Source organism: Solwaraspora sp. WMMD791 (assembly GCF_029581195.1).
Lineage (GTDB): Bacteria > Actinomycetota > Actinomycetes > Mycobacteriales > Micromonosporaceae > Micromonospora_E.
In genome coordinates this window covers 1876292-1889756 of record NZ_CP120737.1, presented here as the reverse complement: position 1 = coordinate 1889756, position 13465 = coordinate 1876292, and the positions used below count along the sequence as shown (strand labels likewise).

The 13465-nt window shown below is 72.2% G+C and carries 10 protein-coding genes and 1 riboswitch; of the genes, 4 read left to right on the top strand and 6 right to left on the bottom strand.

Going from position 1 to position 13465, the window contains the following annotated elements; all coding sequences use genetic code 11:
• Positions 1–9: 9 nt before the first annotated feature.
• A complete protein-coding gene (locus O7623_RS08185; protein ID WP_282227997.1) occupies positions 10–2403 on the bottom strand; it encodes a ribonucleoside-diphosphate reductase subunit alpha in 2394 nt (797 codons plus the stop codon).
• Between the two features lie 135 nt (positions 2404–2538).
• A riboswitch (cobalamin riboswitch) is annotated at positions 2539–2763 on the bottom strand.
• A gap of 130 nt (positions 2764–2893) precedes the next feature.
• On the opposite strand from O7623_RS08185, the gene O7623_RS08180 reads away from it, so the two are divergent.
• The 3 genes from O7623_RS08180 to O7623_RS08170 all read left to right on the top strand — a co-directional run bounded on the left by O7623_RS08180 (position 2894) and on the right by O7623_RS08170 (position 5332).
• On the top strand, positions 2894–3523 hold the full coding sequence (locus O7623_RS08180) for a PadR family transcriptional regulator (protein WP_282227996.1): 630 nt from the start codon (positions 2894–2896) through the stop codon (positions 3521–3523).
• 97 nt (positions 3524–3620) lie between these two features.
• A complete protein-coding gene (locus O7623_RS08175; RefSeq protein ID WP_282227995.1) occupies positions 3621–4013 on the top strand; it encodes a YciI family protein in 393 nt (130 codons plus the stop codon).
• Between the two features lie 8 nt (positions 4014–4021).
• Positions 4022–5332: a DUF6596 domain-containing protein gene (locus O7623_RS08170; RefSeq protein WP_282227994.1), complete on the top strand. Its 1311-nt coding sequence runs from the start codon at positions 4022–4024 to the stop codon at positions 5330–5332.
• Positions 5333–5349: 17 nt separating this feature from the next.
• Here O7623_RS08170 and O7623_RS08165 read toward each other — a convergent pair whose 3' ends face one another.
• From O7623_RS08165 to O7623_RS08145, 5 genes are read right to left on the bottom strand one after another with little or no spacing between them, the layout of a single operon-like run.
• Positions 5350–6375, bottom strand: coding sequence for an oligopeptide/dipeptide ABC transporter ATP-binding protein (locus O7623_RS08165; protein ID WP_282227993.1), 1026 nt, complete (start codon positions 6373–6375; stop codon positions 5350–5352).
• Positions 6368–7390, bottom strand: a complete 1023-nt coding sequence (locus O7623_RS08160) for an ABC transporter ATP-binding protein (protein ID WP_282227992.1) — start codon at positions 7388–7390, stop codon at positions 6368–6370. The genes O7623_RS08165 and O7623_RS08160 overlap by 8 nt, the downstream gene beginning before the upstream one ends.
• Positions 7387–8247, bottom strand: a complete 861-nt coding sequence (locus tag O7623_RS08155; protein WP_282227991.1) for an ABC transporter permease — start codon at positions 8245–8247, stop codon at positions 7387–7389. Before O7623_RS08155 ends, O7623_RS08160 begins: the two co-directional genes overlap by 4 nt.
• Positions 8244–9188: an ABC transporter permease gene (locus O7623_RS08150; RefSeq protein ID WP_282227990.1), complete on the bottom strand. Its 945-nt coding sequence runs from the start codon at positions 9186–9188 to the stop codon at positions 8244–8246. Before O7623_RS08150 ends, O7623_RS08155 begins: the two co-directional genes overlap by 4 nt.
• Positions 9189–9197: 9 nt before the next feature.
• A complete protein-coding gene (locus tag O7623_RS08145) occupies positions 9198–10694 on the bottom strand; it encodes an ABC transporter substrate-binding protein (RefSeq protein ID WP_348775155.1) in 1497 nt (498 codons plus the stop codon).
• A 344-nt stretch (positions 10695–11038) separates the two neighbouring features.
• On the opposite strand from O7623_RS08145, the gene O7623_RS08140 reads away from it, so the two are divergent.
• Positions 11039–13369 carry a rhamnogalacturonan lyase gene (locus O7623_RS08140; RefSeq protein ID WP_282227988.1) on the top strand — a complete coding sequence of 777 codons (2331 nt, stop codon included), beginning with the start codon at positions 11039–11041 and terminating at the stop codon, positions 13367–13369.
• The last annotated feature ends 96 nt before the right edge of the window (positions 13370–13465 follow it).

The window sequence follows — 13465 nt, the reverse complement described above, 5'->3', positions numbered from 1 at the left end:
CGCGGGGCGTCACTGGCAGGCGTCGCAGGACTCGGGGTTCTCCAGGGAGCAGGCCACCGCCTCGGCGTCGACCGGCGCGACGGAGACCGTGGCCTGCTGGATCCGGGTCGCCGGGCGCGACCGCAGGTAGTAGGTGGTCTTGAGGCCGGACTGCCAGGCGTACCGGTACATCGAGGACAGCTTCCCGATCGTCGGTGCGGCCATGAACAGGTTCAACGACTGGCTCTGGTCGATGTACGGCGCACGGGCGGCGGCCAGGTCGATCAGCGCCCGCTGCGGCAGCTCCCAGGCGGTACGGAACAGCCGCCGTACCTCGGCCGGGATGGCGCTGATCTGCTGGACCGACCCCTCGGCCCGGGTGATCTGCTCACGGACCGCCGCCGTCCACAGCCCGGCCGCCTTCAGCCGCCCCACCAGGGCGGTGTTGACCTGCAGGAACTCCCCGGACAGGGTTTCGCGTTTGAACAGGTTGGACACCTGCGGCTCGATACATTCGTAGCAGCCGGCGATCGAGGCGATGGTCGCCGTCGGGGCGATGGCCACCAGCAGCGAGTTGCGCAGCCCGTGCTCGGCGACCTGTCGGCGCAGCGCCGCCCAGCGCTCGGTCTGGGTCGGCTCGGCGCCCCACAGGTCCGGGTGCAGTTGCCCGCGCGCCGCCCGGGTCTGCGGGTACGCCGGGTGCGGCCCGTACTGTTGCGCCAACCCGGCGGAGGTCTCCAGCGCGGTCAGGTAGATCTCCTCGGCGATCCGGGTGGACAGCTCCCGGGCGGGTGCCGAGTCGAACGGCAGGCCGAGGGCGAAGAACACGTCCTGCAGCCCCATCATGCCCAGGCCGATCGGGCGCCAGCGCGGGTTGGACGCCGCGGCCTGCGTACTCGGGTAGTAGTTGATGTCGATGACCCGGTCGAGGAAGACGACGGCGGTGCGGACCGTGTCGCGCAGCCGCGCCCAGTCCACGTCGGCGGCCGTGGCCCCGGCCGCGGTCGAGGTCGCAGCTGCGGTCAGGTGGGCACCGAGGTTGATCGAGCCCAGGTTGCACACGGCGGTCTCGGCGTCCGAGGAGACCTCGACGATCTCGGTGCACAGGTTGGACAGGTGCACCACGTTGCCCGGTTCCCCGGTCTGGTTGCACAGCAGGTTGGACCGGTCCTTGAAGGTCATCCAGCCGTTGCCGGTCTGCGCCAGGGTGCGCATCATCCGCCCGTACAGGTCGCGGGCGGGAACCTGGCGCACGGCGAGCCCGGCGGCCTCGGCGGCCCGGTACGCGGTGTCGAACTCGGCGCCGTACAGGTCGGGCAGGTGCGGTACGTCGGCCGGGTTGAACAGCGACCACGTCGCGTCGGCGTCGACCCGGCGCATGAACTCGTCGCAGATCCAGTTGGCCAGGTTGAGGTTGTGGGTGCGGCGGGCGTCTTCGCCGGTGTTGTCCCGCAGCTCCAGGAACTCCTCGATGTCGGCGTGCCAGGGCTCCAGGTAGACGCAGGCCGCGCCCTTGCGCCGGCCGCCCTGATTGACGGCGGCGACCGAGGCGTCCAGGGTGCGCAGCCACGGCACGATCCCGTTGGACAGCCCGTTGGTGCCCCGGATCAGCGCACCCCGTGAGCGCACCCGGGACCAGGAGATGCCGATCCCGCCGGCGTACTTGGACAGCTTCGCCACCTGGGCGTACCGGTCGTAGATCGAGTCGAGTTCGTCGCGGGGGGAGTCGACCAGGAAGCACGACGACATCTGGGTGTGCCGGGTGCCGGAGTTGAACAACGTCGGCGAGCTGGGCAGGTACGCCAGCGACGACATCAGTCGGTAGAAGTCGACCGCCTCGGCCGGGGTGTCGGACAGTCCGCAGGCCACCCGCAGCAGCCAGTACTGCGGGGTCTCCACCACCTGTCGGTTGGTGGGATGGCGCAGCAGGTACCGGTCGGAGACGGTCCGCAGCCCGAAGTACTCGAACCGGTCGTCGGCGGTCGGGTCGACGGCGGCGTCCAGGACGGCGGCGTGCGTGGCGACGAAGCGGGCGGTCCGGTCGCCGATCAGCCCGTGGCGGTGGCCGAGCCGGATGGCCTGACTGAACGAGTCGATGCCCTGCTGACGGACCTGCGCGGTGACCGAGGCGGCCAGTAGCCGGGCGGCCAGCCGGGAGTACTGCGGGTCCGCACCGATCAGGTCGGCGGCGGTGCGGATCAGCAGTTGCGTCACCTCGGCCGTGGTGACTCCGTCGTAGAGGCCGCTGACGGCCCGGTCGGCGACCCGGCGCGGGTCGACGTCGGTGAGCCCGTCGGCGTGGCGCCGTACCGCGGCGTGCAGCCGGTCGGGGTCGACCGGGGTGGCGTGGCCGTCCTGGTCGCGGACCCGGACCGGGCCGGGTGTGCCCGCCGACGGGGTCGCCGTGGGGTAGGTGATGGTCACCTGTGCTGCCTCCTGGCTCTGCTCGTGGCAGGCCGGCGGGCAGCACGGACGTCTGGGCGCACGCGGTGGTCACCCGACGCGCGCGGCGCAGCCGTCGACCGTCCCGCGCGGCCTCGGACCACCGGGTACGCACACGGCGTACCCGGCACAACGGGCAGGTCTTCGGACTCGTGGGCGTGACCGGGTCGAGGCGACTCGGTCTCCTACTGGCCGTCGCTTCCCAGGCGCGGTACGCGCCCAGTGCGTGATGACGGCGGTCGTTCCCACTCACCGCTGCGGGGCAGTCCCGGATTCCCACCGGGTTCCCTGTTGCCTCGGCCGGGCTGGCTGCCCGGCCGAACCAGTTGCGTCAGGGACTATATCTGGTGTGCCGTCCCGACCGACACACCAGATGTCGTTGTCGGCGTGTCGTTGCTCTCATTACGAAGCGGGTTGTCGGCGATCTGTTCCCGATATATCGTGGATGCATCAACGAATATCGGAGGCAGATGTGAGACACCACCACCACGACACAGCGGGCGGGTCGCCCGGTTGGCGGCGGGCCGGCGGGCGACGCGGCTTCGGACCGTTCGGCCCCGGCTTCGGCTTCGGCCCCGGCGGTCCCGGCTTCGGGCCGGGTGGCCCGGGTTCCGGCCCCGGCGGCTGGGGCAGGGGTGGTCGCGGCGGCCGGGGACGCCGCCGGCCGAACGTGCGGGCCGCCGTCCTGGCCCTGCTCGTCGAGGGCCCGATGCACGGCTACGAGATGATCCAGGAGCTCGACTCCCGCACCGGCGGGGTCTGGCGGCCCAGCCCCGGCTCGATCTACCCCACCCTGCAACTACTGGAGGACGAGGGCCTGATCGTCGGCACCGCCGAAGGCTCCGGCGGTGGGCGCAAGCGCTACGCGCTCACCGACGCCGCCCGCCCCGAGGCCGAGCAGGCCGCGCAGGCCGCGCCCTGGACCGAGCTGGCGCCGGAGACCGTCGACAGCTGGCATGACGTGCGCGAATCGGGTATGCAGACGATGCACGCGCTGCGGCACGTGATGCTCAACGGCACCGCGGAGCAGCGGGAGCGGGCGGTCCAGGTGCTCGACGAGACCCGACGCAAGCTCTACGCCATCCTGGCCGACTCCGAGTAGTCGGCGGGTCGCCGCAGGTTGCGGCGGGACCCGGTCGGCCGGTCCGGCCAGAAACTCCCGGCTCCGCTGTCGACGCGGCGCCCCGCCGATCGTCGTCATGACGTACGGCAACGCCACTACCAGCGAGGAGCCCGACGTGAAGTACATGCTGCTGTTCGTCAGCCCACCGACCGACGACCCGAACCACATCGAGCCGCAGTGCACGGTCGAGGACTGGATCGCCTACGACAAGCAGATGAAGGACGCCGGCATCTGGGTCAGCGGCAACGCCCTGGCGGACCTGACCACCTGCACCTCGGTCAAGGTCGAGGCGGACGGTCAGCGGATCGTCACCGACGGTCCGTTCGCCGAGAGCCGCGAGGTGCTCGGCGGCTACGACATCATCGACGTACCGGACCTGGACGTCGCGCTGGACTGGGCGGCCCGCTCGCCCGGTGCCCGGGACGGGGGGTCGGTGCAGGTGCGTCCGGTCGCCGACTTCGGGATGTGACCGGCCGGATGACCGGTGCCGAGTCGGCCGACGACCCCGCCGGGCCGGGGCGGGGCACCGATCCGGAAACGGTACGGACCTCGGTGGCGGCCGTGTTCCGCGAGGAGCACGGCCGGCTGCTCGCCACCCTGGTGCGCCGCTTCGGTGACCTGCACCTGGCCGAGGAGGTGGCAGCCGAGGCCGTCGAGGCGGCTCTGACGCACTGGCCGGTCTCCGGCGTGCCGACCCGCCCCGGGGCGTGGCTGCTGACCACCGCGCGGCGTCGCGCGGTGGACCGGATCCGCCGCGACCGGACGCTGGCGCTGCGGCTGGCGGTACTGCAGGCCGAGGCGGACCGGGCCGACCCGGCACCGGCCGCCGATGTCGATCCCGACCTGCCCGACGACCGGCTCGCGCTCTTCTTCACCTGCGCCCACCCCGCGTTGCCCGCGCCGGACCGGGTGGCGCTGACCCTGCGCCACCTCGGCGGGCTGACCACCGCCGAGGTGGCCCGGGCCTTCCTCGTGCCGGAGGCGACGATGGCCCAGCGGATCGTCCGGGCGAAACGCAAGATCCGGGACGCGCGGATTCCGTTCCGGGTGCCCGGTGTCGACGAGTTGCCGCAGCGGCTCCCCGGCGTCCTGCAGGCGGTGTACTCGATCTTCACCGAGGGCTACGCGGCGAGCTCCGGTCCGCACCTGCAGCGCCTCGACCTGGCTGAGGAGGCCGTCCGGCTGGCCCGCATCCTGCACCGGTTGCTCCCGACCCAACGGGAGACCGCCGGCCTGCTCGGTCTGCTGCTGCTGGTCCACGCCCGCCGGCATACCCGGACCGGACCGGACGGGGCACTGGTGCTCCTCGACGAGCAGGACCGGCGGCGGTGGGACCGACCGATGATCGCCGAAGGTCGTGCGTTGGCCCGTGCGGCGTTGACCGGCGGCCCGCCCGGACCGTACGGGCTGCAGGCCGCGATCGCCGCGCTGCACGACGAGGCCGCCGACGTCGCCGGGACCGACTGGCCGCAGATCGTCGCCCTGTACGACGTACTGGCGCGGATCGCGCCCTCGCCGGTGGTCGACCTGAACCGGGCGGTGGCGGTGGCCATGCGCGACGGCCCGGCCGCCGGGCTGGCCATCCTCGACGAGCTGGCCGCCGATCCGCGGCTGCGGTCGCACCACCCGTTCCCGGCGGCTCGGGCCGAGCTGCTGCAGCGCCTCGGCCGGTACGCCGACGCGGCCGACGCCTACCGGCAGGCGCTGGAGCTGGCCGGCACCGAGCCGGACCGGGAGCACCTGCGACGCCGCCTCGCCGCAGCGCAGGCGGCGAGCCACCCCGGCTGAGCGAACGGGCGGCGGCGTCAGTGGGCACCCACCGCACGCGGGTCCGGGCCGGCGTCGGTGCCCGGAAGGTGACAGGCGGCCAGGTGACCGGCACCGCGTACGGTCAGCTCCGGATCGTCGACGGCACACCGGTCGAACGCCGCCGGGCAGCGGGTCCGGAACCGGCAGCCGCTCGGCGGATCGGCGGGGGAGGGGACCGCACCGCGCAGGATGATCCGCTGTCGGGTCCGCTCGACCGCCGGATCCGGCACCGGCACCGCCGACAACAGCGCCCGGGTGTACGGGTGGGCCGCCCGGGTGAACAGGGTGGCCCGGTCGGCGATCTCCACGATCCGACCAAGGTACATCACCGCGATCCGGTCGCTGAGGTGCCCGACGGCCGCCAGGTCGTGGGCGATGAACAGGTACGCCAGGCCGAGCGAGTCGCGCAGGTCCTCCAGCAGGTTGATGATCTGCGCCTGGATCGACACGTCGAGGGCGGCGATCGGCTCGTCGGCGACGATCAGGTCCGGCTCGCCGGCCAGCGCCCGGGCGATCCCGATCCGTTGCCGCTGCCCGCCGGAGAACTCGTGCGGGTGCCGGTGGGCGTGGTCCGGGTCCAGCCCGACCAGTTCCAGCAGCTCGCCGACCCGGTGCCGGCGGGCCGCCGTACCCTTGTGCAGGCCGTGCACGTCCAACGGCTCGGCGATGATCGCGCCGACCGACATCCGTGGGTCGAGTGAGGCGTACGGATCCTGGAAGATCATCGTCAGGCGGCGGCGCATCGCCCGCATCCGGCGCAGACTCAGCGCGGTCAGGTCGACCTCGCCCATCGTGACCGTGCCGGCGGTGGGCTCGACCAGCCGCAGCACCGCCAGCCCGGTGGTGCTCTTGCCGCAGCCGGACTCGCCGACCAGCCCGAGCGTCTCACCGGCGCCGACCTGGAAGCTCACCCCGTCCACCGCCCGTACCGGCCCGGCGGGGCGACCCGGCCGGCCCTGGCCGCGCTGCGGGAAGTGCACCCGCAGGTCGGTGACCCGCAGCAGCGGTGCGCGGTCAGCCATCCCGGCCCGCCGGGACGTCGTAGAAGCAGGCCACCCGGTGCCCGCCGGCGGCGACGGTCCGCAGCGGCGGTACCTCGGTGGCCGCCCGGTCGTCGTACCGGTAGCCGCAGCGCGGATGGAACGGACAGCCCGCCGGCAGCGCCGTCGGGTCGGGCGGCTGGCCGGGGATCGTCGCCAACCGGCGGGGCCGGGCGACGCCGACGCGCGGCACCGCCGCGAGCAACCCGATGGTGTACGGGTGCCGGGGCGCGGCGTACAGGTCGTCGACCCCCGCCTCCTCCAGGATCCGGCCGGCGTACATCACCGCGACCCGGTCGGCGATGCCGGCCACCACCCCGAGATCGTGGGTGATCCACACGACCGCCAGGCCGAGCCGCTGCTGCAGGCCGGCGACGACGTCGAGGATCTGCGCCTGGGTGGTGACGTCCAGCGCGGTGGTCGCCTCGTCGGCGAGCAACACCCGGGGCTCACAGGCCAACGCCATGGCGATCATGACCCGCTGGCGCATGCCGCCGGAGAAGTGGTGCGGGTAGTCGTCCAGCCGCCGCCGGGCGTCCGGCAGCCCGACCTGGTCGAGCAGGTCGGCGGCCCGGTCCCGGGCGGCGGCGCCGCTGGCCAGGCCGTGCAGCACGATCGGTTCGACGAGCTGCGCCCCGATGGTCCTGACCGGGTTGAGCGACGTCATCGGGTCCTGGAAGACCATCGCGATCCGGTTGCCCCGCACCCGGCGCAACTGACGTTCGCCGAGTGCCAGCAGGTCGGTGCCGCCCAGCAGCACCTGGCCGCTGACCCGGGCCGGTTCGTCGAGCAGCCCCATCACCGCCAGCGCGGCGACGGTCTTGCCGGAGCCGGATTCCCCGACGATGGCCAGGGTCTCACCGGCACGCACGTCGTAGCTGACCCCGTTGACCACCCGGGCGACGCCGCGCCGGGTGCCGATGCGCACCGTCAGGTCACGTACCGACAGCACCGGACCGTCGGTCGCCGGGGCGTCGCCCGCCGGCCCGCCGCTCATCCGGCCCGCCCCCTCGACTCGACGACCGACCGCTGCCGGGGGTCGAGCACATCCCGGAGTCCGTCGCCGACCAGGTTGAACGCCAGGACGGTGCCGAGGATCGCCAGGCCGGGGAAGATCCCCATCCAGGGTGCCTGACCGACGAACTCGCGGCCTTCGGCGAGCATCCGGCCCCAGGCCGGGTCGGGGCGCTGCACCCCGAGGCCGAGGAACGACAGCGCCGCCTCGGCCAGGATGGCGAACGCCAGGCTGAGCGAGGTCTGCACGATCACCGGCGCGGCGATGTTCGGCACCACGTGTCGGACGAGGATCCGCAGGTCACCGGCACCGACCGCGCGGGCGGCCAGCACGTACAGCTGGGTGGTGGCAACCATCGTCGCGGCCCGCACGATCCGGGCGAAGATCGGGGTGTAGACGATGCCGATGGCGATCATCGCGTTGGTGATGCCGGGTCCGAGGATCGCCAGGACGGCGATGGCCAGCAGGATCGCCGGGAACGCGAACAGCACGTCCATGCTGCGCATCAGCACCGCGTCGGCCGCGCCGGCGTAGTAGCCGGCGATCAGACCGATGATGAGCCCGGCGGCCAGCGAGATGCCGACCGCGACCAGCCCCACCTGCAGCGACACCCGGGCACCGACCAGCACCCGGCTGAGTACGTCGCGGCCCAGGTTGTCGGTGCCGAACGGGTGCTGCGGCGACGGTGCCGCCAACCGGCCGGGCACGTCGACGGCGTTGGGGTCGTACGGTGCCAGCCACGGCCCGGCCACGGCGACCACCGTCAGCACCGTCAGCACCAGCAACCCGGCCAGGGCCAGCGGGTTGCCCAGCAGTAGACCGACCAGTCGGCGGGTCACCGGTGCCGCACCCGTGGGTCGAGGTAGCCGTAGAGCAGGTCCACCAGGAAGTTGACGAGTAGGAACATCAGCGCGATGGTCAGTACCGCGCCCTGCAGCAGGCTGTAGTCCCGCCGCACCACCGCGTCGTAGGCCAGTCTGCCCAGCCCGGGCCACTCGAAGATCACCTCGACGATGACGACTCCGCCGAGCAGGAAACCGAGCTGCAGGCCGACGGCGGTGACGATCGGGATCCAGGCGTTGGGCAGCACGTGCCGGCGTACCGTCTGCCAGCGGGAGAGCCCCTTGGCCCGGGCGGTACGCGCGTAGTCCTGGTGCAGCGCCTCCAGCACCGCCGAGCGGACGAACCGGGTCAGCACCGATCCGGAGATCAGCCCGACGGTCAGCGCCGGCAGCACCAGGTGCCGCAGCGCCCGCACCGGATCGTCCACCGGGGACACGTAACCCGAGGCCGGCAGCCAGCCCAGCACCAGCGCGAAGAGCAGGATGTACATGATCCCGCTCCAGAAGTCCGGCACCGAGACCCAGAGCTGACTGACCGCGGTGGCGATCCGGTCGACCAACGACCCGGAGCGCACCGCCGAGACGATCCCCAGCGGCAACGCGACGACCAGCGCGACGGCGAGCGCGGCACCGGCCAGCAGCCCGGTCGGGCCGAGCCGGGCGAGCAGCAGCAGAGTCACCGGCTCGCCGCTGCGGAAGCTGACCCCCAGATCGCCGGTGACCGCCCGACCCAGCCACTGGAAGTACTGGACCGCGATCGGCTGGTCCAGGCCGGCCCGGGCCCGCATCGCCTGGTACAGCTCCTCGTCGAAGCGGGTCCCCAGGGCCAACCGGATCGGGTCCCCGGGCACCAGGTGCACGATCAGGAAGACCGCGACGCTGACGCCGAGCATCGCGACCACGGTCTGCAGCGCCCGCCACAGCAGGAAGCGCGCCATCGCGCCGGCTCAGCCGTCGCGCCGTACGGTGCGCAGCCGGATCTTGCCGTCGGGGTGCATCTCGACGCCGGACAGCTGCGGGGACCAGGCCAGCGCCGCCTGCGGGCTGTACAGGTAGCCGTAGCTGACCTCGTCGATGATCAGCCGGGCAGCCTGGTGGTACAGGTCGCGTCGTTCGGTGTCGACGACCCGCTCCCGGGCCTGGTCGAGGAGCTGGTCGACCTGCGGGTTGGCGTAGCCGTGGAAGTTGAACGAGCCGGCCGAGTGGTGCTGGGCGTAGTAGGCGTACTCGCCGTCGAGGTTGTTGAGCCAACCCAGGACGTAGCAGTCGTAGCTGCCGTTGCCCTGCTCGTCGAGCCAGCTGGCGAAGTCGAGGGTACGGATCTCGACGTCGACCCCGACGTCGCGCCACTGGCTGGCGATCACCTCGCCGGCCGCCAGGGTGTGCGGGTACTCGTTGGTCAGCATCAGGTCCACGGTGAGACCGTCGACGCCGGCGTCGGCCAGCAGCTGCCGGGCCTGCGCCGGGTCGTAGCGGAACGGGGCGTGGTCGGTGGCCCAGAAGTTGCCCGGCGGCATGGCCGACTGCACCGCCGTGGCGGAGTCGAAGAACGCGGCCTGGGCGACCTGCTCGCGGTCGATGGCGTAGGACAGCGCCCGGCGTACGTCGATGTCGTCGAAGGGCGCACGGTCGAAGTTGCAGGTGAAGTACCAGTAGTCGTTGCTGGCCAGCTGCCCGAGTTCGACGTCGGGATCGTCGCGCAGCGTCGTGATCTCCTGCGGCGGTACGTTGTTGGTCAGCTGGACGGCCCCGGTGCGCAGGTTGGTCAGCGCGGTGGTCGGCTCGGCGACGAACCGGAACTCGACCCGGTCGACGTACGGGCCGTCTCCCCAGTAGTCCGGGTTGGCCTCCAGCACGATCCGGTCACCGGGGGTGTAGCTGACGAACCGGAACGGGCCGGTGCCGACCGCCGTGCCGGTCAGTCCGTCGCCGTCGATCAGCTCGGGTGCGACGATCGCCATGCCCTTGAAACCGCCGACGTTGGCGAGCAGGTTCGGCGTCGGTCGGTTGAGGACGAATTCCACCGTACGGTCGTCGACGGCGCGTACGTCGTCGACGGTGTCGAAGCGCCAGGCGTTCGCGGCGGTCTGCGCGTCGGTGATCCGGTCGAAGCTGGCCACCACGTCGTCGGCGACGAACTGGCGTCCGTTGTGCCAGGTGACCCCCTCACGCAGGTGGAAGGTCCAGGTGAGCAGGTCCTCGCTGACCTCCCACTCGGTGGCCAGCGCGGGTTGGAAACTCAGGTCCGGGGCCGGCTCGACGAGGGTGTCGTAGACGTTCTCCAGCACCAGGAAGGTCGGCCCGGCGGTGGAGACGTGCACGTCCAGGCTGTCCGGTTCACCGGAGATGGCGACCACCAGCGTGCCGGCGGTCGAGGCGTCGCCCTCGTCGGTCTCCAGGGACTCGCCGGCCGAGCAGGCGGTGAGGCCGAGCACCGCCGTCATGGCCAGGCCGCCGATCCGCCGGCGGTACCGGGTGGCGGCGTGGCGGGCGGTGGCGCGGGTGGTCAGGTCAGGTGTCGGCCGCTGGCGGTACGCGGGTGCCGCAGTGCTGGTCACCGTCTGTCTCCTAGCTCGTGGCCGCCGATTCGGGCGTGACGGGCGCGGATGAAACGCCGACCCTAGTCGATCGGTCGATGGGTCACAACCTGGCGACCCATGGTGATGATCGATCCGGATCGCTCGGTCCGGCGCATCGATGGAACGGTTCAGCCTTGACAGTGCCGGTCATCCATTCATATTCTTCATTGAATTGTATCGTTTCATATTGCTCGGAGGGGATACCCGGAATGACCCGTCACCGTCGCCGCCGGGTTCCGCCCGTGCTGCTCGCCGCCGTACTGACCCTCTCCAACGGCGTCCCCGCCGCCGGCGCGCCCGCCAGCGACGCCGTCCCCGCCGCCGCGGGCCACGGGCCCCGGCCCGGCGCCGTCCACCTCGAACATCTCGACCGTGGCCTCGTCGCCGCCGCCACCGCCGACGGGGTCTTCCTCAGTTGGCGCCTGCGTGGCGACGAGGTCACCGGTCGGCACGCCGCCGGTATGACCGGCGTCGACTTCCACGTCTACCGCGACGGCCGACGCATCGCCACCGTCACCGACAGCACCAACCACCTGGACACCGCCGCCCCCGCCGCCGGTGCCCGCTACCAGGTCGCCGCCCTCGTCCGTGGCCGCGAGGTCGACCGCAGCGCCGTCGTCACCCCCTGGTCGCAGGCGTACCACGACCTGCCGCTGCGCCGCCCGGCCGACGGCGTCACCCCGGCCGGCGAGCCGTACACCTACGCCGCGAACGACATGAGTGTCGGTGACGTCGACGGCGACGGCCGGTACGAGTTCGTCGTCAAGTGGGACCCGTCCAACTCCAAGGACGTCTCGCAGGTCGGCTACACCGGGCCGGTCTACATCGACACGTACCGCCTCGACGGCACCCTGCTGCACCGCATCGACCTGGGCGTCAACATCCGGGCCGGGGCGCACTACACCCAGTTCCTGGTGTACGACTTCGACAGCGACGGCCGCGCCGAACTGATGCTCAAGACCGCCCCCGGCACGAAGAGCATCCGCTACCGGGCCGACGGCCAGGTGGCCGGCGAGCGGTACGTCACCATGCCGGCGGCCGACCGCCGGGCCGGTCACACCCATGCCGACGACCACCGCATGTCCGCCGCCGACTACTACGAACATCTGGTCGGGATGTTCCGTGGCTGGCACGCCCATCCGGAGGTGGTCGCCGGCAACTGGCCCGCCACCCTGGAGCAGGCGTTCGGGCTGGCACCGACGTACCGCTATCCGTTGTCGGACGCGGACGCACGGGCCCTGGTCGACCACTTCGTCGACACCTACGCCCCGTCGCGCAGCGCCCGCAACAACCTGCGTGCCTTCGAGGGCTTCATCGTCGACGGCCCCGAGTATCTGACGGTCTTCGACGGCGCCACCGGCCGGGAACTGCAGACGATCCCGTACCGGCCGGGCCGGCACGACGACGGTCTGATGTGGGGCGATTACGCGATGGCGCGCATCGAGCCGGGCAACCGCGTCGACCGGTTCCTGTCCGCCGTGGCCTATCTCGACGGCGTACGTCCGTCGGCGGTCTTCGCCCGCGGCTACTACACCCGGTCGACGCTGGTCGCCTACGACTGGAACGGGCGCCGGCTCACCGAGCGGTGGTACGTCGACAGCGGCTGGACGCCGATGAGCAACCCGTTCAACGACTCCCCGCACGGCCGCGACGGCACCGACGACGAGTTCGCCACCATCACCACCCAGGGCCAGCACTCGGTCAGTGCCGCCGACGTCGACGGCGACGGACGCCACGAGATCGTCTACGGGGCTGCCGTCATCGACGACGACGGCAGCCTGCTCTACAGCGCCTTCGCGGCGATGCCGCCGGTCAGTGCCGCGCCGGGCACCACGGCCCGACTCGGCCACGGCGACGCCATGCACGTCACCGACATCGACCCGGCCCGCCCCGGACTGGAGGCCTACCTGGTCTTCGAAGGTGGGCCGTGGGCACCGTACGGGCACGCCCTGCTCGACGCCGGCACCGGCGAGGTGATCTTCGGCGACTACACCGGAGTGGACACCGGTCGGGGCATGATCGGCGACATCGACCCCGACCGGCCCGGCCACGAGGTCTGGGCGGTCAGCGGCATCGGCCTGCGTGACGTCAGCGGTGCCCGGATCGCCGATCAGATCCCGGGCACCAACATGAGCATCCGGTGGGCCGCCGACGGCACCACCCAGATCGTCGACGGGGCGATCGACCAGACCCCGACGATCACCGACTGGCGGCGTGGCCGGTTGCTCACCGCCGACGGTACCCGGACCAACAACCACACCAAGGGCAATCCGGGGCTGGTCGCCGACGTCCTCGGCGACTGGCGGGAGGAGCTGCTGGTCCGTACGGTCGACAGCGCGGCGGTCCGGATCTACCTCAGCACCGAGGTGACCGACCGCAAGATGTACACGCTGATGCACGATCCGCAGTACCGGGCCGAGGTCGCCCGTCAGCAGACCACCTACAACCAGCCGTCGTACCCCGGCTTCCACCTGGCGTCCGACACCGACTTCCGGCGGGTGCCGGTGCCGCACCTGCGGACACCGGGAAGACCGCGCTGACCCGTCCCGCCGGGACGATCGCCACCATGCCGGGTGACACTCCCGCCGCGCCTCGCCCCGGCGCGGTGGCGAGGCGGGGATCCGGCTAGGCTGTCG